This is a genomic window from Pantoea sp. sgz302252 (assembly GCF_042610525.1).
Lineage (GTDB): Bacteria > Pseudomonadota > Gammaproteobacteria > Enterobacterales > Enterobacteriaceae > Erwinia.
This window is the reverse complement of record NZ_JBHDVM010000004.1, coordinates 379,092-397,413: the sequence shown is the minus strand read 5'-3', so window position 1 is coordinate 397,413 and position 18,322 is coordinate 379,092. Positions and strand designations below refer to the sequence as shown.

General features: G+C 56.3%; 16 protein-coding genes. 9 read left to right on the top strand and 7 right to left on the bottom strand.

Going from position 1 to position 18,322, the window contains the following annotated elements:
- Positions 1-184 precede the first annotated feature (184 nt).
- Positions 185-1,222: a hypothetical protein gene (locus ACETPC_RS10210; protein ID WP_380181069.1), complete on the top strand. Its 1,038-nt coding sequence runs from the start codon at positions 185-187 to the stop codon at positions 1,220-1,222.
- 252 nt (positions 1,223-1,474) lie between these two features.
- On the opposite strand, the gene ACETPC_RS10205 is transcribed toward ACETPC_RS10210, so the two are convergent.
- Positions 1,475-1,873: a hypothetical protein gene (locus ACETPC_RS10205; protein WP_380180986.1), complete on the bottom strand. Its 399-nt coding sequence runs from the start codon at positions 1,871-1,873 to the stop codon at positions 1,475-1,477.
- 212 nt (positions 1,874-2,085) lie between these two features.
- Here ACETPC_RS10205 and gvpU point away from each other — a divergent pair, with 212 nt between their 5' ends.
- Positions 2,086-2,514 carry a gas vesicle accessory protein GvpU gene (gvpU, locus tag ACETPC_RS10200; RefSeq protein ID WP_380180984.1) on the top strand — a complete coding sequence of 143 codons (429 nt, stop codon included), beginning with the start codon at positions 2,086-2,088 and terminating at the stop codon, positions 2,512-2,514.
- 49 nt (positions 2,515-2,563) lie between these two features.
- Here gvpU and mfd read toward each other — a convergent pair whose 3' ends face one another.
- A complete protein-coding gene (gene mfd, locus ACETPC_RS10195) occupies positions 2,564-6,007 on the bottom strand; it encodes a transcription-repair coupling factor (RefSeq protein WP_380180983.1) in 3,444 nt (1,147 codons plus the stop codon).
- Positions 6,008-6,084: 77 nt separating this feature from the next.
- A complete protein-coding gene (locus tag ACETPC_RS10190) occupies positions 6,085-6,294 on the bottom strand; it encodes a hypothetical protein (RefSeq protein ID WP_380180981.1) in 210 nt (69 codons plus the stop codon).
- A gap of 257 nt (positions 6,295-6,551) precedes the next feature.
- On the opposite strand from ACETPC_RS10190, the gene lolC reads away from it, so the two are divergent.
- Genes lolC through cobB form a run of 5 tightly spaced genes read left to right on the top strand, consistent with a single transcriptional unit; the run spans position 6,552 to position 11,446 of the window.
- Positions 6,552-7,751, top strand: a complete 1,200-nt coding sequence (gene lolC, locus ACETPC_RS10185) for a lipoprotein-releasing ABC transporter permease subunit LolC (protein ID WP_380180979.1) — start codon at positions 6,552-6,554, stop codon at positions 7,749-7,751.
- Positions 7,744-8,448, top strand: coding sequence for a lipoprotein-releasing ABC transporter ATP-binding protein LolD (gene lolD, locus ACETPC_RS10180; RefSeq protein WP_380180977.1), 705 nt, complete (start codon positions 7,744-7,746; stop codon positions 8,446-8,448). Before lolC ends, lolD begins: the two co-directional genes overlap by 8 nt.
- Positions 8,448-9,692, top strand: coding sequence for a lipoprotein-releasing ABC transporter permease subunit LolE (gene lolE / locus ACETPC_RS10175; RefSeq protein ID WP_380180975.1), 1,245 nt, complete (start codon positions 8,448-8,450; stop codon positions 9,690-9,692). Before lolD ends, lolE begins: the two co-directional genes overlap by 1 nt.
- 1 nt (position 9,693) lies before the next feature.
- Positions 9,694-10,656, top strand: coding sequence for an N-acetylglucosamine kinase (gene nagK, locus ACETPC_RS10170; protein WP_380181067.1), 963 nt, complete (start codon positions 9,694-9,696; stop codon positions 10,654-10,656).
- Complete coding sequence (cobB, locus tag ACETPC_RS10165; protein WP_380180973.1) at positions 10,613-11,446, top strand: Sir2 family NAD+-dependent deacetylase; 834 nt, start codon at positions 10,613-10,615, stop codon at positions 11,444-11,446. Before nagK ends, cobB begins: the two co-directional genes overlap by 44 nt.
- An 11-nt stretch (positions 11,447-11,457) precedes the next feature.
- Here the strand turns inward: cobB and ACETPC_RS10160 are convergent, their stop codons facing one another.
- Positions 11,458-12,666 carry a benzoate/H(+) symporter BenE family transporter gene (locus ACETPC_RS10160; RefSeq protein WP_380180971.1) on the bottom strand — a complete coding sequence of 403 codons (1,209 nt, stop codon included), beginning with the start codon at positions 12,664-12,666 and terminating at the stop codon, positions 11,458-11,460.
- A gap of 89 nt (positions 12,667-12,755) precedes the next feature.
- Here ACETPC_RS10160 and ACETPC_RS10155 point away from each other — a divergent pair, with 89 nt between their 5' ends.
- Positions 12,756-13,337: a helix-turn-helix domain-containing protein gene (locus ACETPC_RS10155; protein ID WP_380180969.1), complete on the top strand. Its 582-nt coding sequence runs from the start codon at positions 12,756-12,758 to the stop codon at positions 13,335-13,337.
- Between the two features lie 68 nt (positions 13,338-13,405).
- Positions 13,406-14,641 carry a peptidase T gene (pepT, locus tag ACETPC_RS10150; protein WP_380180967.1) on the top strand — a complete coding sequence of 412 codons (1,236 nt, stop codon included), beginning with the start codon at positions 13,406-13,408 and terminating at the stop codon, positions 14,639-14,641.
- Between the two features lie 244 nt (positions 14,642-14,885).
- On the opposite strand, the gene ACETPC_RS10145 is transcribed toward pepT, so the two are convergent.
- From ACETPC_RS10145 to phoP, 3 genes are all read right to left on the bottom strand, one after another.
- Positions 14,886-16,013: a JmjC domain-containing protein gene (locus tag ACETPC_RS10145; protein ID WP_380180965.1), complete on the bottom strand. Its 1,128-nt coding sequence runs from the start codon at positions 16,011-16,013 to the stop codon at positions 14,886-14,888.
- Between the two features lie 84 nt (positions 16,014-16,097).
- Positions 16,098-17,555 carry a two-component system sensor histidine kinase PhoQ gene (gene phoQ / locus ACETPC_RS10140; protein WP_380180963.1) on the bottom strand — a complete coding sequence of 486 codons (1,458 nt, stop codon included), beginning with the start codon at positions 17,553-17,555 and terminating at the stop codon, positions 16,098-16,100.
- Positions 17,555-18,223: a two-component system response regulator PhoP gene (phoP, locus tag ACETPC_RS10135; RefSeq protein ID WP_380180961.1), complete on the bottom strand. Its 669-nt coding sequence runs from the start codon at positions 18,221-18,223 to the stop codon at positions 17,555-17,557. Before phoP ends, phoQ begins: the two co-directional genes overlap by 1 nt.
- Positions 18,224-18,322: the final 99 nt, after the last annotated feature.

Sequence of the window (18,322 nt, the reverse complement as noted above, 5' to 3'; positions counted from 1 at the left end):
ACGAACAGCTATTCTTTGCTCAATCTGCCTGTTCTTTCATCGGTTTATATCGACAACTTGCTTATGAAGAAGAAATACTTATTTATATAAGGTTAATTAGCTGTGGCCTGGTCCAATTAAAATGCAGAAAAAGCCTGAGCCAGGGTAAAATCAATCCACGTTAATACAGCATACCGCGGACATGATGAAGCATTACTGGTGGAAAGATTTTCTCGATCGCGACAACAGCTGGCTCGGTTTAGAGCTGACGGTAACGCAGCGCAACGGGCAGGCAATGGAAATGCACAGCGGGCATCATGGCCGCATGGCTTTGCAGATAAACGGCGAGACACTGTTCTGGGCGACGATGTTAAAAAACCATAGCGGCGTATGGCTGGTGTTTAATGCCGATCATCCCGCTCAGCAATTACTGCTGCCTGCTATTACTTCAGCCGAGGTTGAAAGCGCGAAACGAATGGGCAATGAAAAATGGCCCCATTACTGGTGCCGCCATTTTGCCCGAGCGCTTATGGCGGGCCCAGCGCTGCTGACCGGGCCGGGCCGCTGGCTGCTAAGGCCCATGGAGCAAGCTAAGCCAACAGCACCCTATGTGCTTAACCGGCAGCTTCCTTTTGAGCAATGGCGTTTTCAGACCTCAGCAAATAGCGAGCAGACTGCCGTTAACTGGACGCTTTACAGTGAAGATTTTCCGGATTTGCAGGCGCCAGAAAAAGTCACGCTGGTTGACTGGTGGTGGGGTGGCTATTTACTACTTGCCCGTTATCCGGTGGATCCTGATAGCGGGCGGGTTAAATGGTGGCGCAAAAAATGCCGTGAGCAAGCGCTGCCGCCCATACTGTTATGGTTTATCGGCGGGCTGGCTTCATACCTTATTCTTGACGGGCACGATCGCCTACAGGCTGCTTTGGCGGAAGGCATACAACCGCAATTTCTGGTCTTAAGCGAGATCCATGAACAAGTCTACACCCCCAGTGAAGAAACCGTGCAGCGGGTTATGCGCTCGTTAACCCTCCAACAGGAAAAGTGCAAGAAGAACGCCATTAATATAGATGCGATGAATAAGTCGCTGATGAATCTCTATGATACCCGTTATACCTGTGCAACCACTCATAGCCGTGCTGTATTAGGCCGCGGCGATAGCTGGGAGCGAGAAGTCAGGGAATATTTACAGCGCCACCAGCTTGAACACTTTTTAACAAAAATTTTGGCCCGTGAAGAATAAAAGCTCAGGCCAGGTTACTCTATATCTAAGCGTTGAGCAATGCGTCAGCAGACCAGAGGCGACAGCATAATGCAACGAGGGTACACCGAAAATAATGGTTGCAAGAATGGCCGGAATACTTATGTTGAAGTAATTTCTATAAAATTAGGGGTGTCAGGTTCTTAACACCCCTTTGGCCAGGTGGAAAAATGACATTGACAAAAAATCCCACCCCTGTTCCGGTTAAATACGCTCTAATAAAATTAAATCATCCTAATTTGGTATCTGGTTTCTTGTGTTATTATTCTGCATTGTGGCGGGAGCCTGGCTGATAACTCTTCCCTGGCGAGCATTTGCCGCATTATTTTGTCTGTTAATGATGTAGCCTCCAATCGCCATACCGATTCCAATTCCTATTATCGGGGCAAAGCCTGTTCCCACGCCAACGAGCGCTGTAACAATGCCCCCTGCTATAAGAATTTCAGGTCTATTTTTTATAAATTCTATTGGGCTGGTAACAACTTCTTTAAGCCTTTTTCCAAAGGAACATTTTTTTTCCTTAGCAGCATTTACATTATTTTCATTGGCAGGAGAATGAATCGTTGAACTGGCACCTGCTGCACTGGTATTGAAACCTATAGGGTAAGTTGCGGTATTTCCAATATTTACCATAAAATCCTCTAATTAAAAAATGGTGAGGGAACAGTATAAAAAAGACTGTATGCCTGGTTTTGTAAATTTCGACCATTCTCCCCCTTTTTATAAAAGCCATCGCCCCTATGGAGACGACACGCCAGCTCTCTGTCCGACTGGTCAGCCTTTCGCTATCCACTAAACTCATTAAGTAAGCTAATAGATCACCTTCATCACGGCAAGGAGATACCATGTCTGAACCAAGCGAAATGACTAATGTGTTTGCCAGTAAAATGCGCGACGCCGACCTGAACTTTATCGCCAATATCGCCAGCAAGTTAGGGGTAGGCCTGGGCGTGACGCTGTTTGTTAAAGGGGCGCTGGTAACGGGGAATACCATTTCCGGCAAAGAATACTATGAGCAAATTGTCGAGTTTTTCGGCGAAACACAGGAAGGGTCTGTAGAACAGGCGATAGCCAATTACTTTAAGCGCACAGGCGAGGCTTACTACACGCCGGAAGATGATGAGGCTTCGGTGCCGCTCAACTTCCTGCACCTGAAAGATGTCTCTTTCAGGCTGGGCTCTGAGCAGTTTTCGCAGCATAAAAACGGCCTGCTCAGGATCAAAATAGAAGAGATCGACGGCTTTATGTTAGGGATTTCGACCAACGACGAATAGGGTAACAAGCCGTTTCAGCCCTGCCTGCGGGCTGAAACGGCAACTACTGTCAGGCCGCGTTTTCCAGAATCTGGTTCATAAAGTCGCGTACCCACTTCATGCGTAGCTTACGCTCGGCGAGATCCCGGGTAAACTTCAGCTTTGTCGGGCCATCCAGCCGCCAGTTTTGCGGCTCTTTCTGCAGCAGGCCAATCAGCCACGCCGGGTCAGCTTTGTTTTTCTCAGCAAACTCAATGAAACCGCCTTTCTCGCTCGCCTCGACGCGGCGAATGCCGATCTTTTTCGCCATCAGGCGCAGCGCGGCTATATCCAACAAATTACGGGCTGCATCCGGTAGCTGGCCGAAACGGTCAATTAACTCGACCTTCAGATCTTCCAGCTCGCCTTCCTGCTGGGCGCTGGCGATACGCTTATAGAATGACAAGCGCGTATTGACGTCCGGGATAAAATCATCCGGCAATAGCGCAGGCATACGCAGTTCGATATCGGTCTGGCTGTTTGTCAAATCTTCCAGAGACGGCTCGCGACCTTCTTTCAGCGCATCTACCGCGTTCTCCAGCAGCTCCATATAGAGCGAGAAGCCGATACTCTCCATCTGGCCGTGCTGATCTTCCCCCAGCAGCTCGCCCGCGCCGCGAATCTCCAGGTCGTGCGTCGCCAGCGCGAAACCGGCACCCAAATCCTCCAGCGAGGCGATAGCTTCCAGACGTTTATGCGCGTCCGTAGTCATGGCTTTAGGATGCGGCGTCAGCAGCCAGGCGTAGGCCTGATGGTGCGAACGGCCCACGCGACCACGCAGCTGATGCAGCTGAGCCAGGCCAAAGTGATCGGCGCGCTCAATGATAATGGTATTGGCGGTGGGGATATCGATACCGGTCTCGATAATGGTAGTGCAGACCAGCACGTTAAAGCGCTGATGGTGGAAGTCATTCATCACCCGTTCCAGATCGCGCTCGCGCATCTGGCCGTGGCCGATGGCAACACGGGCTTCCGGCACCAGCTCTGAAATACGGTGAGCGGCTTTCTCGATATTCTCTACATCGTTGTAAAGATAATAAACCTGGCCGCCGCGCAACACTTCGCGCAGGATCGCCTCGCGCACCACCAGATCGTCGAACTCGCGTACAAAAGTTTTTACTGCCAGGCGACGCGCTGGCGGCGTAGCGATAATAGAGAGATCGCGCATACCGCTCATCGCCATATTTAGCGTGCGCGGGATCGGCGTGGCGGTCAGTGTGAGGATATCCACATCGGCACGCATTGCTTTGATGCGTTCCTTGTGGCGTACGCCGAAACGGTGTTCCTCATCGACAATCAGCAGCCCCAAATCGTGCCATTTGATTTCGCTTTGCAGCAGCTTGTGCGTGCCGATCAGAATATCGATTTTGCCTTCGCGAGCTTCTTCCAGGATCTGCGCCTGCTCTTTCGCGCTGCGGAAACGGGAGAGCATCTCAATACGCACCGGCCAGTTAGCGAAGCGATCGCGGAAGTTATCGTAGTGCTGCTGGGCGAGCAGGGTAGTCGGCACCAGCACCGCGACCTGCTTGTGATTTTCCACCGCCAGGAACGCGGCGCGCATCGCTACTTCGGTTTTACCGAAGCCCACGTCGCCGCACACCAGCCTGTCCATCGCCAGCGGCTGGCACATATCGCTGAGCACGGCGTTAATCGCCTGCGCCTGATCCGGCGTGGTTTCAAACGGGAAGCTGTCGCAGAACAGTTGATACTGATCGCGATCGTGCTTAAAGGCGAAGCCTGCTTTGGCGGCGCGCTGGGCATAGATATCCAGCAGCTCGGCCGCCACATCGCGCACTTTTTCCGCTGCTTTCTGCCGCGCCCGCGACCAGGCATCGCTGCCCAGCTTGTGCAGCGGCGCGTTTTCGTCCGCGCCGCCAGCATAGCGGCTAATCAGATGCAGCGAGGAAACCGGCACGTAAAGTTTGGCGTCGTTCGCATAGGCCAGCATCAGATATTCGGCGGTGATGCCGCCGGTCTCCAGCGTGGTCAGGCCGATATAGCGGCCAACGCCGTGCTCCAGATGCACCACCGGCTGACCGGGATGCAGCTCTGCCAGGTTACGGATTAACACATCCGGGTTGATCGAGCGGCGGGTATCCTGACGGCGGCGGCTGACGCGTTCGCCCAGCAAATCGCTTTCGCAAATCAAAGCCCGGTTGCGCAGTCTGTCGATAAAGCCGTGCTCGCTGGCGCCGATGATTAAATAAGCGCCGGGTTCCTGAGCTTCCTGCAAGGCGTGAATGGCTTTCGGCACCAGCTTGATGCGCGCCAGCAGCTCCTGCAGCGCTTCGCGGCGGCCTTCACTCTCTACCGAAAAAATCACCGGGCCGCTGAACGATTCCAGAAAACGGCGCAGCGCGTCCAGCGGTGCTTTTGCCTGCGCCTGGACGGCCAGATCCGGCAGCGGCTGGTAGCCCAGATTGGTGTTGGCGGCTTTTTCCGGCAGCTCGTCGTTTTTCAGCTGTACGCGCGGCCATTTTTTCAGCTCGCCGAACAGCTCGTCAGTACGCAACCAGAGTTTTTCCGGCGGCAGCAGCGGGCGCATAGGATCGACGCGGCGGTTTTCGAACCTGGCTTCGACCTCCTGCCAGAAGCGCTCGGCGCTGTTTTCCAGATCGCCGGTGTTGACGACAAGGGTATTGGCAGGCAGATAGCTGAACAGCGGGGGTAACGGCTGCTCGAAAAATAGCGGCTGCCAGTATTCAATGCCGGAAGGCAGTGTGCCTTTGCTGACCTGCTGATAAATATGCTCGGCTTCACGCCTGACCTCAAAGTGTTCGCGCCACTGGCTGCGGAACAGTTCGATCGCCGCTTTATCGGTTGGGAATTCATGCGCGGGCAGCAGGTTGATTGCCTCGACTTCCTCCAGCGTGCGCTGGCTGTCAACGTCGAACAGACGCAGGCTGTCGATTTCATCGTCGAAAAAGTCGATGCGATAGGGCTGTTCGCTGCCCATGGGGTAGAGATCCAGCAGCGCGCCGCGGGTGGCATATTCACCGTGTTCCATCACCTGATCGACATGGCGGTAGCCTGCCTGCTCGAGCTGATTACGTAGCGTATCACGCGACTGGCGCTGGCCCTTGCGCATGACCAGCGCGTGGCCGTGCAGAAAATTGTGCGGGCAGACGCGCTGCATCAGCGTATTGACCGGCAGGATCAGCACGCCTTTTTCCAGCATTGGCAAGTTATAAAGCGTGGAGAGACGGGAAGAGATGATTTCCTGATGCGGCGAGAAACTGTCGAAAGGCAAGGTTTCCCAGTCGGCCAGGCTGAGCACCGGCTGGTCGGTAAACTGGCGGATTTCATCCTGCAGCCGCAGCGACGTTTGCATATCCGGCGCGATCAGCATTACGGGGCCGCCGTGTCGCGCCAGGATTTCCGCGCATTCCACCGCACAGGCGGCACCGGTTAGTTGTCCCAGCTGACGCTGGTCGCCTGCTTTGGCTGGCAGGGTATATCGAACTTGTTCAGGCATAATCAGTCAGTCGGTCTCTTCACAAAAAGGGAGAGCAGAAAACGACGTGTTTCCTGTTCGGCTAACCGAGTATACCTCTATTTCGGCGATTGATGGGTGTAGTGCATTCTGGGTCGGTCAATGTTTGCCCAAATCAGCTCTTTTTCGCCGTGGTAGCTGTGGTTGCCATCGTCCCACTTAACGTAATAGCCCGCGGGCGCATCGCCCTGTTCAAAGACGTTCACCACCAACCCCTTAATTTCGCCCGTTTTGTGCCGGACGATACTGCCTTTTGGATATTTTGACATTCTTACCACTCCCGCCTTTAATCTGGGGTACTCAAAACCTTTCCCTTACCAGGGACGATTAAGTTTACGCCGTTTCCTGCGTAACAATTGAGTAAATAACGGTCTTTTTTAGCGTAATTTTTCCACAAACGGCGTGGGTGAGAAAAGGGAAAGCAAAACTTAGTAAAAGAGTCAGCGGCTTAGAGGTTCCATAACGCCGGGCTAACCTTTATCATCTTCGATCACTTTTTGCCTTTTACCGCCAGAAGACGGAATACATGTATCAACCTGTCGCGTTATTTATCGGCCTGCGCTATATGCGCGGGCGAGCAGCAGACCGCTTCGGGCGGTTTGTATCCTGGCTTTCCGCTATCGGCATTACGCTGGGCGTGCTCGCGCTGGTCACCGTGCTGTCGGTGATGAACGGCTTTGAGCACGAGCTGGAAAAAAGCACCCTGAACCTGATGCCGCAGGCGCTGATTAGCAGCGAAAAAGGCTCGCTTAACCCGCAGCAGACGCCGGCCGACTCGCTGAAATTGCAGGGCGTAAGCCACGTTACGCCGCTGACCACCGGCGATGTGGTGCTGCAAAGCGCGCGCAGCGTGGGCGTCGGCGTCATGCTGGGCATCAATCCCAACGAAGCCGATCCGCTTACGCCGTTTCTGAATAACGTTAAGCAGAGCGATCTCCAGCCAAATCAGTACCGCATTATCGTAGGGGAACAGCTGGCGGAGCAGCTTGGCCTGAAGCGCGGCGACCAGTTGCGGCTGATGGTGCCGTCCGCCAGCCAGTTTACGCCGATGGGCCGCCTGCCAAGCCAGCGTCTGTTTACCGTTATCGGCACTTTCGCCGCCAACAGCGAAGTGGACGGCTACCAGATCCTGGTGAACCAGCAGGACGCCTCGCGGCTGATGCGCTATCCGGCGGGCAATATCACCGGCTGGCGGCTGTGGCTGGAAAAACCGCTGCAGGTGGATTCGCTCAGCCAGCAGAAGCTGCCGGACGGGCTGGTGTGGAAAGACTGGCGCGAGCGTAAAGGCGAGCTGTTCCAGGCGGTAAAGATGGAGAAAAACATGATGGGGCTGTTACTCAGCCTGATTGTCGCCGTGGCCGCCTTTAATATTATTACCTCGCTGGGCCTGCTAATTATGGAAAAACAGGGCGAGGTGGCAATCCTGCAAACGCAGGGGCTGACGCGACGCCAAATCGTGATGGTATTTATGGTGCAGGGCGCGACGGCGGGCATCGTTGGTTCCGTGCTCGGCGCGTTGCTGGGCGTGCTGCTGGCCAGCCAGCTCAATAACCTGATGCCGCTGATTGGCATTTTCCTTGATGGCGCGGCGCTGCCCGTCGATATTTCTGTTACGCAGGTGGTGACTATTGTCGCCGTCGCGATGGTGGTGGCGCTGCTCTCCACGCTTTATCCTTCCTGGCGCGCCGCCGCCGTTCAACCCGCTGAGGCTTTACGTTATGAGTAACCCGATTCTGTTGCAGTGCGACAAGCTGTGCAAAAGCTACCAGGAAGGCAGCGTTCAGACTGACGTGCTGCGCAACGTCTCGTTCAGCGTGGCGCCTGGCGAAATGATGGCCATTGTCGGCAGCTCCGGCTCCGGCAAAAGCACCCTGATGCATCTGCTGGGCGGGCTGGATACGCCGACTTCCGGCGATGTGGTGTTTAACGGCAAATCGCTGAACGGCATGTCTTCCACCGCGAAAGCCGAACTGCGTAACCGCGAACTGGGCTTTATCTATCAGTTTCACCATCTGCTGCCGGATTTCAGCGCGCTGGAGAACGTCGCCATGCCGTTATTGATCGGTAAGGCGAGCAAGGCGGAAGCCGAGGCAAAAGCCACTGAAATGCTGCGCGCGGTAGGGTTAGAAAAGCGGGCAGCGCATCGTCCTTCCGAACTTTCCGGCGGTGAACGCCAGCGAGTGGCTATCGCTCGTGCGCTGGTCAATAACCCGCGGCTGGTGCTGGCGGATGAGCCGACCGGCAACCTGGACGCGCGTAACGCCGATGCCATTTTCGATCTGCTGGGCGAGCTGAACGTGCGCCAGGGCACCGCATTCCTGGTGGTGACGCACGATCTGCATCTGGCGAAGCGGCTTAACCGCCAGATGGAGATGCGCGACGGCGTGCTCAACGAAGAACTGACGCTGACAGGAATGGCGTAATGGCAAGCTCTCTTTCACTGCTTCTGGGCCTGCGCTTCAGTCGCGGCCGCCGTCGCGGCGGCATGGTGTCGCTGATTTCTGTGATCTCCACGGTTGGCATCGCGCTGGGCGTGGCGGTATTGATTATCGGCCTCAGCGCCATGAACGGCTTCGAGCGCGAGCTGAACAACCGCATTCTGGCGGTGGTGCCACATGGCGAAATAGAACCAGTTAACCAGCCTTTCACCGGCTGGCAGTCGCTGCTGCCGAAAGTGGCTCAGGTGCCGGGTATCGCGGCGGCAGCGCCTTATATCAACTTTACCGGCTTAATCGAAAGCGGCGCGAAGCTACAGGCAATCCAGGTCAAGGGCGTCGATCCGCAGCAGGAAACACAGCTCAGCGCGCTGCCTGCCTACGTGCAGAACAACGCATGGCAGAGCTTCGGCGCAGGTAAACAGCAGATCATCCTGGGTCAGGGCGTTGCTAAAAGCCTGAAAGTGAAGCAGGGCGACTGGCTGACTATTATGATCCCCAACAGCGATCCCGAGCATAAGCTGCTACAGCCAAAGCGCGTGCGTTTACAGGTTAGCGGCATCCTGGCACTGAGCGGGATGCTGGATCACAGCCTGGCACTAGTGCCACTACAGGATGCGCAAAACTATCTGGCAATGGGTGACAGTGTCACGGGTATTGCGCTAAAAATGAACAACCCATTTGCTGCCCAAAAACTGGTGCGGGACGCGGGCGAGGTTACGCAATCCTACGTTTATATCCGCAGCTGGATTGGTACCTATGGCTATATGTACCGCGATATCCAGATGATCCGCGGCATCATGTATCTGGCGATGATACTGGTGATTGGCGTGGCCTGTTTTAATATCGTCTCCACGCTGGTAATGGCGGTGAAGGATAAGAGCGGCGATATCGCCGTGCTGCGCACGCTGGGCGCGAAAGATGGGCTGATCCGCGCCATTTTTATCTGGTACGGCCTGATGGCAGGGCTGCTGGGCAGCGTCAGCGGAGTAATAGTTGGCGTGCTGGCGGCCTTTAACCTTACGCCGATTATCCACGGTATTGAAACCTTAACCGGCTATCATTTCCTCTCCGGTGATATCTACTTTATCGATTTCCTGCCGTCGGAAGTGCACTGGCTGGATGTAGGCATCGTGCTGATCACCTCGCTGGTGTTAAGTTTGATCGCCAGCTGGTATCCGGCCAGAAGGGCCAGCCGCATCGATCCGGCGCGGGTGCTCAGTGGCCAATAAAATTTATTACGGCTTTGACGTTGGCGGCAGCAAAATTGCGCTTGGCGTCTATAACGAGCGGCGTGAGCAGATCTGGAGCAAACGGCTGCCGACGCCCACTCAGGACTATGCGCTGCTGCTGGATCGGCTGGCGGCGCTAACGGAAGAGGCCGATCTGTTCTGCGGCGAGCGCGGCAGCGTCGGCATCGGTATTCCCGGCCTGCCAATACCGGATGAAGGCACGGTTTTTACCGCCAACATTCCGGCGGCGCAGGGGCAACGGCTACAGGCCGATCTTAGCGCGCGGCTGGGAAGAGAAGTGCGTATCGATAACGATGCCAACTGTTTTGCGCTGTCGGAAGCCTGGGATGAAGAGTTCCGGGCTTATCCGGTGGTGCTGGGCCTGATTCTGGGCACCGGCGTGGGCGGCGGGCTGATTATCAATGGCAGGCCGCTGACCGGACGCAACTTTGTGGCAGGCGAGTTCGGCCATATGCGGCTGCCGCTGGACGCGCTGGAAGTGCTGGGTCACGATGTGGAACAGCCTGTGTGCGGCTGCGGCAAGCGTGGCTGCATCGAGCCGTGGCTTTCCGGGCCGGGATTTTCCCGTCTGTGGCGGCTGCATTATCAGTCAGATCTCAGTGCACCGGCGATCGCCAGCCGCTATTATCAACAGGATAAGCAGGCCGTTGCCCATACCGAGCGCTACCAGGCGCTGCTGGCCGTTTGCCTGGCGAACTGGCTAACGCTGGTGGATCCGCATTTGGTGGTAGTGGGCGGCGGCCTGTCAGGTTTTAACGCGCTGTATGATGGGCTGGAGCAGCAGGTAGCGCGCCATTTGCTGCCCCGGGCAAAGCCGCCGCGGATTGCCAAAGCCCGTCATGGAGACGCAGGCGGCACGCGTGGTGCCGCTTTTTTGCACATTCAGGACCAGAGGATTTATGATGCGTACACCCCGTCGCCGGTTGAGACTGGCCCGCTATAAGAAAACCCGCCGCAAAGTTCAGCAGCGTTTGCGGCAGCGCATTTTCGAACGCGACCGTAACCTGGAGATCGCTATGCATCCTTTACCAAGAGTTGTTGTGTTGACCGGCGCAGGCATCTCCGCCGAGTCAGGCATCCGCACTTTCCGCGCCTCGGACGGCCTGTGGGAAGAGCACAAAGTCGAAGACGTGGCGACGCCGGAAGGCTTCGCGCGCGATCCGCAAAAGGTACAAGCTTTTTATAACGCCCGCCGTCGCCAGCTAACCAGCGATGAGATTAAGCCCAATGCGGCGCATGAAGCGCTGGCGAAGCTGGAGGCGGCGCTGGGCGACCACTTCCTGCTGGTCACGCAGAACATTGACAACCTGCACGAGCGCGCGGGCAACCGCAACGTTATCCATATGCACGGCGAGCTGCTGAAGGTGCGCTGCGTCTCCAGCGGCCAGGTGCTGCACTGGCAGGAAGACGTAAAAGAGAGCGATCGCTGCCACTGCTGCCAGTTCCCTTCAGCTTTGCGTCCGCATGTCGTGTGGTTCGGCGAAATGCCGCTACAGATGGATGAGATCTATCAGGCGCTGGCGCAGGCGGACTACTTTATCGCCATCGGCACCTCCGGCCATGTTTATCCCGCAGCCGGATTTGTGCATGAGGCGAAGCTACAGGGCGCGCATACCGTGGAGCTGAACCTGGAACCAAGCCAGGTTGGCAGCGAGTTTGAAGAAAAAGAGTACGGGCTGGCAAGCGAAGTGGTGCCGAGGTTTGTGCAGCAGCTGCTGCAGAAAGTCGGTTAACCTTCTGAGCCTCAGGATGGCTTAGCGCCATCCTGACATTTTACTCGGCGAGCCGGTAGCGCCAGGATCAAATGCGCTGTAACCCCGCCGACTAATCCCCAAAAAGCTGCGCCGATGCCCAGTAAAGAGAGACCGGAAGCGGTAATCAAAAAGGTAATCACCGCCGCTTCGCGCTGTTTATCGTCCGCCAGCGCCCGCTGTAAACTTCCCGCTATTGTTCCTAACAACGCCAGGCCTGCGATAGCGTGGATCAGCGAAGGCGGCAGCGCGCTGAAAAGTTGGCCAATTGCACCGCCGAATAAACCCGCCAGCAGATAGAAAAAGCCCGCGCAGGCCGCGCCCCAGTAGCGACGCTGCGGATCGGGATGAACATCCGGCCCCATGCAGATCGCCGCTGTAATTGCCGCAATACAAACCGAAAAGCCGCCGAACGGCGCAAGCAGCAGCGAGGTCAGCCCCGTCCAGCTCATCAGCGAGGAGACCGGCGACGGATAACCTGCGGCCTTTAATGTCGCAATACCGGGCGCGTTTTGCGAGGCCATCGTCACCACAAAAAAGGGAATGCCGATGCCCAATAGCGCGGACCAGCTAAAGTGTGGCGCAATAAACTGCGGCGTGGCAAAGGCCAGCGGCTGTGGTGAAAAATGGATCTCGCCTTTGCCAGCGGCCACTGCCAGACCAACCAGCAGCGTCAGCACAATGGCGTAGCGCGGCAAAAAGCGGCGGGCCAGCAGATAAGCCAGGCACATGCTGGCCGTCAGCGCGAAATCGGGCTGAAGCGAAGCGAAAGCATCCAGGCCAAAGCGCAGCAAAATACCTGCCAGCATCGCGGCGGAAATCGCCTGGGGAATGTGGTTCATCAATCTGGCGAACAGGCCGGTGACGCCGCAGAGAAAAATCAGGCCCGAAGCGAAAATAAATACGCCGATAGTGTCTGGCAAAGAAGTGCCGGGCAGGCTGGTGACCAGCAGCGCCGCACCGGGCGTTGACCAGGCGGTTAATATGGGCGCGCGGTAGTAAAAAGATAGCCCAATGGAGGTCACGCCCATTGCCAGCCCCAGCATGCTCAGCCAGCCGCCCAGCTGTGACACCGTTGCACCAGCGGCGCTGGCGGCCTGAAAAATAATAGCGGCAGAACTGGTATAACCCACCAGCACCGCCACAAAACCCGCCGCGATGGCAGGCAAAGTAAGATGGCGTAATGAAAACGCAGGGCGCATCGCTTTCTCCGTATTGACCGTTATAACGCACGATTAAGCTCTGTGCGTTATAACGCACGGGCGCTATACTGTCAAAAAAAGGAGAAAAGATGCAGCCGCTACCGCCGGATCCTGGCCGAATACTGAAGAAAATACGCATGGCACGTGAGTGGAGCCTGAGCCAGGCCGCCGCGCAGACCGGCGTCAGTAAAGCGATGCTGGGCCAGATAGAACGAGGCGAATCCAGCCCGACAGTCGCCACGCTGTGGAAAATAGCCACCGGATTCAACGTCCCTTTTTCGCTGTTTTTTGGCGACGAAGCCACCCGGACAGAACCGCTGCGCAGCGAGGAAATGCGCGGTCGTTCGCAGGACGAGGCCATGCACGCCAGCCCACTTTTTCCTTACGATCGCCCGCTGGGTTTTGATCTGCTGGTGGTCGAGCTGGCCGCAGGCGCGCTCAGCGAATCTTCCGCCCACGAGCGCGGCGTTATTGAGCACGTGATTGTTATTGAAGGCGAACTGCAGTTGGCGACCGGCACGCAATGGCATACGCTTAAAGCGGGCGAAGGGCTGCGTTTCCAGGCTGACGCCGCGCACAGCTATCGCAATGACGGCGCGCTGCCGACGCGGTTTTACAGCCTGATCCACTATCCGCAAGGCGTAAAGCCCAATTCAGATCCACACTTGTAACTGACCTGACGCAATAAACGCCAGACAAAATAACAGATAATAACCATCCGCACTCAGAGGGAAGGCAGATGACCAATTTATTAGATCGCTTCTTGCACTATGTTTCATTCGACACGCAGTCTAAAGCGCATGTTCGGCAGGTTCCCAGTACGGAAGGGCAGTGGCGGCTGGCTCGCGAACTGAAGCAGGAGCTGGAAGCGCTGGGCCTGAGCAGTGTGACGCTAAGCGAACATGCCATTGTCATGGCAACGCTGCCCGCCAATGTCGCCTGGCCGGTACCTGCAATCGGCTTTATCGCCCATATAGATACCTCGCCGGATTTCACCGGTAAAAATGTAGCGCCGCAGATTGTCGAGAACTATCGCGGCGGCGATATCGCCTTGGGGATAGGCGACGAGGTATTGTCGCCGGTGATGTTTCCGATACTGCATCGCCTGACCGGCCACACGCTGATCACTACCGATGGCAAAACGCTACTGGGCGCCGATGATAAAGCAGGCCTGGCAGAGATAGTAACGGCCATCGCCCGGCTAAAAGAGGAAAACATTCCGCATGGCGATATCCGTATCGCTTTTACGCCGGATGAAGAGATAGGCAAAGGTGCCAGCCATTTCGATGTGGCAGCCTTCGGCGCGGAATGGGCCTATACCGTAGACGGCAGCGGGCTGGGCGAGTTTGAATATGAGAATTTTAACGCCGCGTCCGCTACCGTGAAGATTGTCGGCAACAACGTTCATCCCGGCAGCGCAAAGGGCGTTATGGTCAACGCGCTGGATCTGGCAATGCGCTTTCACGCCGCCATGCCGGAAAAAGAGGTGCCGGAGCAAACCGAAGGCTATGAGGGCTTTTTCCATCTGCACGGCATCAAGGGCAGCGTGGATAAAGCGGAACTTTACTACATTATTCGGGATTTCGACCGCGCCAGCTTCGAGGCCCGCAAAGAGAAGATGAAAGAAGTTGCCGCCGCGCTGGCCGAAGGCAAACAGCCGGGCGTCAGTATTGAGGTACAGACGGAAGACAGCTATTACAATATGCGAGAAAAGGTCGAGGTCCATCCGCATATTATCGAGCTGGCGCTACAGGCGATGCGCGAGAGCGGGGTAGAGCCAATAACAAAACCAATACGCGGCGGTACAGATGGCGCGGCGCTGTCGTTTAAAGGATTACCTTGCCCGAATATCTTTACCGGCGGCTACAACTACCACGGTAAGCATGAGTTTGCTTCACTGGATATTATGGAGAAAACGGTGACGGTGATTATGCGTATCGCGGCGCTAACGGCGGAGCAGGCTAAAAAGCGCTAAGGCGTCAGCAAAGGCAATGAAAACGGCCCTGAAAGCAGGGCCGTTGAAGTTGATGACAAAGTTTTCCGGTGCTGGCTCAGGAGGGCCTGTGTCTTCCGCAAAGACGCAAAAAGCACCGTCCGTGGTAGCTCAGTACGGGCCGTCCATGGCCCGTAGTGCTCCACAGGCCCTCCATCGCTTTAAGTTTGTCAGTAGTCTGACGGCCCTGAAATCAGGGCCGTTGGCTTTTTACGGGCGTGGTGATTTACTCTTCTTCGCCGAAGTACCAGTAGCCGCTGTTAACCAGACCGGCCAGCTGCGCCAGGAACGAGGGATCGTCCAGCGCCCCGTCCAGATCCGCCGCGCTTATTACATGCTGGTTTGCCAGCACGCGCAAGGCGGCAGGCTGCTGGGATTCCAGCTTTTCACCGTTGACGAACACGGCTTCGCCGATTGACAGCACGCGCAGGCCGCCCAGGCGTTGCAGGCTGTCGCCCTGTTGCAGCGCATCGTAGATCTCATCCGGCTGATAAGGTGGCTCCGGCGGCGCTACATCCAGCTCATGCCGCGACTGGGAGATAAACTCGCCGAACCACTGGTTGAAATGCTCTGGCTGATTGATCACTTCCAGCATCATCTCGCGGATGCCGTCCAGCTCCTGCGGCAGAATTTCAGCAGTATGCTCACGCGCGGGCACGTCCGGATCGGTAAAGCGGCGGCTGCCCAGCTCGCGCGACAGCACATAATCCGCAAAGCCGCTGATCAGCTCGCGGCCGCTTGGCGCGCGGAAGCCGACCGAATAGTTGAGCGCGCTCTCCAGCGAGTAGCCTTCGTGCGGGAATCCAGGTGGAATATAGAGGATATCGCCCGGCTCCATTTCTTCATCGATAATGGCGTCAAACGGCTCAACCTGTAACAGATCCGGATGCGGACAGTGCTGCTTCATGGCGACTTTCTCGCCCACGCGCCAGCGACGGCGGCCGGTGCCCTGAATAATAAAGACATCGTACTGATCCAGATGCGGGCCGACGCCGCCGCCCGGCACGGAGAAAGAGATCATCAGATCGTCGGTGCGCCAGTCGGGCAGAAAGCGGAAAGGACGCATCAGCGCGGCGGAAGGCTCGTGCCAGTGATCCACCGCCTGCACCAGCAGCGACCAGTTGTTCTCGCCAAGATGGTCATAGCTTTCAAACGGGCCGTGCGCTACCTGCCATTTATCGTTCTGGTGACTGACCAGGCGGCTGTCGACCTCGTTTTCCATCGCCAGCCCGGCCAGCTCGTCCGGAGAAATAGGATCGACGAAATTTTTAAAGCCGCGCTTAAGCACCACGGGCCGTTTCTGCCAGTAACGCTGCACAAAATCGGGCCAGTTGAGGTCGAGCTGATAATCCATAATGGGAGTTCCTGAAACGCTGAATTTCATCGATTATAACAGCGGGAAAGCAGGGCAGGGAAAAGCATTTGCAAATAGCGTTACTCAGGCTTCGCCATCCACTTCCTGACGTTTGAAAATCACCTCCATCCTGGCGCCGCCCAGCTCGCTGGTGGCGGCGATGATATTCCCCGCATACTGTTCGAGAATATCGCGGGCTACAGCCAGGCCAAGTCCCTGGCCGGGGCGCAGCGTATCGGCCCGCTGGCCGCGAATAAATATCAGGTCGCGCTTGCTTTCGGGAATGCCCGGGCCATCGTCTTCCACAATCAGATGTAGCGCGTCATCGGTCTGACGGGCCCTGACCTCTACAAATTCCAGGCAATATTTACAGGCGTTGTCCAGCACGTTACCCATGACTTCCATAAAGTCATTCTGATCGCCAATAAAGGTTATTTCCGGGGAAATATCCAGCGTCAACTCTACGCCCTTGAGCTGATAAACTTTATTCAGCGCCGAACAGAGGCTATCCAGTAGCGCCGGAACGGAATGCAGCTCGCGTTTCAACACATTGTGATCGGCCTGCATGCTGGCGCGATGCAGATAATAGCCAATCTGCTGCGAGATACGGCTAATCTGCTCCAGCATAATCGGCTCGGCCTGTTCGACGGAGATATTGCGCCCACCGCGCAGCGAGCGCAGCGTGGTTTGCAGTACTGCCAGCGGCGTCTTCAGGCTGTGGGTCAGGTCGCTCAGCGTGGTGCGATAGCGCGTATAGCGCTGGCGCTCGTTATCCAGCAGGAAATTGAGATTACGCACCAGGCTTTTTAACTCCTGCGGCGTCTCGTCGGCCAGCGTTTCTCGGGTGCCGTGCTCCAGCTCGCGCAGCTGTGCGGCCAGCGATTCTATTGGCCGCAGGCTCCAGTGCGCGGCCAGCCAAAGCAGCGGGATTACCAGCAGTAAATTAACCAGCAGCACATAGCTGAACCATGACCAGACTACGTCGGAATGCTGTAATTCCTGAGGGATGGAATCTACCACCACTACCGTTAACGCCGGTAGCGTCGGCGTCGCCGCATAACGGTTTACCGCCACCGAGTGGGTAAAAGTGTCGTTGTTGTCGTCGTCGTAGGCGGTCAGCTTGTTCTGTGCTTCCGGGTTATCGCCGAGCGCCCGGCGGCTGGTGCTGTTATCGGTGTCAATTTCGTAAAAATCGGCGCGCCTGAGCCATTCCCGCTTGATGCGCGTGCGGATCTCCGGCACATCGCGCAGCTGCCAGAGCAGTTTGCCCTCATCGTTGTAAATAAAGACCAGCGTAGGGAAATTCAGCGATACCCGCTCGGGCTGGGCGATGGAGAGCTGGTTGTTTTTCCATTGCGCCAGAGTGAAAAACAGATTGCTCTCCGCGCGCATCACACGATAGGTATTTTTGTCGAAGCTAACTACGTAGCCGACAACCGCCACCATACCGTAAGAGAGCGACAGGATCAGCACCACGGCTGCGGTCGCCAGCAAAAAGCGCGCCCGCAGGGAAAAAGGCTTTTCGCGTTGGAATAATGACATTAAAGATCGAACCGGTAGCCCTGTCCGCGGACGGTAGTAATCACATCCTGCGGATACACAGCCTGGATTTTTTTGCGCAAACGGCCCATCAACACATCAATGGTGTGACTCTCGCGCAGTTCGGCATCCGGATAAAGTTGTAACATCAGAGAATCTTTACTGACTACCTTGCCCGCATTGCGGATCAGCGTTTCGATAATGGTGTATTCGAAAGCGGTAAGTTTGATTTGCTGTTCGTCAATGCTCAGCTCGCGGCGCGATAAATCTACCTGGAAAGGCGCCAGCGTAATAATCTGCGAGGCCAGGCCGCTGTTACGGCGCATCAATGCCTGCATGCGGGCGACCACTTCCTCAATATGGAAAGGCTTAGTGACATAGTCGTCGGCACCGGCTTCCAGCGCTTCTACCTTGGCCTGCCAGCCTTCGCGGGCGGTCAGCACCAGGATCGGCTGTTTGACTTCCAGACCGCGCCAGCGGCGGATCATGGTCATACCGTCTTCATCCGGCAGCCCCAAATCAACAAGGGTAATATCAGGGGTATGTTCAGTCAGAAAATAGTCGGCCTCTTTGGCATCTTCCGCCGCATCGACCTGGTGACCCATCTCGCGCAGCTGAACGGCCAGATGATGACGCAGCAGGGGATTATCTTCCACAATCAATACGCGCATAACATTATCCTTTCTGTAGATTTGGTCAAAGACCAGAGCCTGATTTCGATCTGAGGAAAGTATAGGTTAAAGCAGGTAAACAACAGGTTAACACAGGCC

What these genes read in the sequence shown, in the direction of transcription:
- ACETPC_RS10210 (WP_380181069.1), top strand. Translation starts at nt 185, where the DNA reads ATGAAGCATTACTGGTGGAAAGATTTTCTCGATCGCGACAACAGCTGG.
- ACETPC_RS10205 (WP_380180986.1), bottom strand. Translation starts at nt 1,873, where the DNA reads ATGGTAAATATTGGAAATACCGCAACTTACCCTATAGGTTTCAATACC.
- gvpU (WP_380180984.1), top strand. Translation starts at nt 2,086, where the DNA reads ATGTCTGAACCAAGCGAAATGACTAATGTGTTTGCCAGTAAAATGCGC.
- mfd (WP_380180983.1), bottom strand. Translation starts at nt 6,007, where the DNA reads ATGCCTGAACAAGTTCGATATACCCTGCCAGCCAAAGCAGGCGACCAG.
- ACETPC_RS10190 (WP_380180981.1), bottom strand. Translation starts at nt 6,294, where the DNA reads ATGTCAAAATATCCAAAAGGCAGTATCGTCCGGCACAAAACGGGCGAA.
- lolC (WP_380180979.1), top strand. Translation starts at nt 6,552, where the DNA reads ATGTATCAACCTGTCGCGTTATTTATCGGCCTGCGCTATATGCGCGGG.
- lolD (WP_380180977.1), top strand. Translation starts at nt 7,744, where the DNA reads ATGAGTAACCCGATTCTGTTGCAGTGCGACAAGCTGTGCAAAAGCTAC.
- lolE (WP_380180975.1), top strand. Translation starts at nt 8,448, where the DNA reads ATGGCAAGCTCTCTTTCACTGCTTCTGGGCCTGCGCTTCAGTCGCGGC.
- cobB (WP_380180973.1), top strand. Translation starts at nt 10,613, where the DNA reads ATGATGCGTACACCCCGTCGCCGGTTGAGACTGGCCCGCTATAAGAAA.
- ACETPC_RS10160 (WP_380180971.1), bottom strand. Translation starts at nt 12,666, where the DNA reads ATGCGCCCTGCGTTTTCATTACGCCATCTTACTTTGCCTGCCATCGCG.
- ACETPC_RS10155 (WP_380180969.1), top strand. Translation starts at nt 12,756, where the DNA reads ATGCAGCCGCTACCGCCGGATCCTGGCCGAATACTGAAGAAAATACGC.
- pepT (WP_380180967.1), top strand. Translation starts at nt 13,406, where the DNA reads ATGACCAATTTATTAGATCGCTTCTTGCACTATGTTTCATTCGACACG.
- ACETPC_RS10145 (WP_380180965.1), bottom strand. Translation starts at nt 16,013, where the DNA reads ATGGATTATCAGCTCGACCTCAACTGGCCCGATTTTGTGCAGCGTTAC.
- phoQ (WP_380180963.1), bottom strand. Translation starts at nt 17,555, where the DNA reads ATGTCATTATTCCAACGCGAAAAGCCTTTTTCCCTGCGGGCGCGCTTT.
- phoP (WP_380180961.1), bottom strand. Translation starts at nt 18,223, where the DNA reads ATGCGCGTATTGATTGTGGAAGATAATCCCCTGCTGCGTCATCATCTG.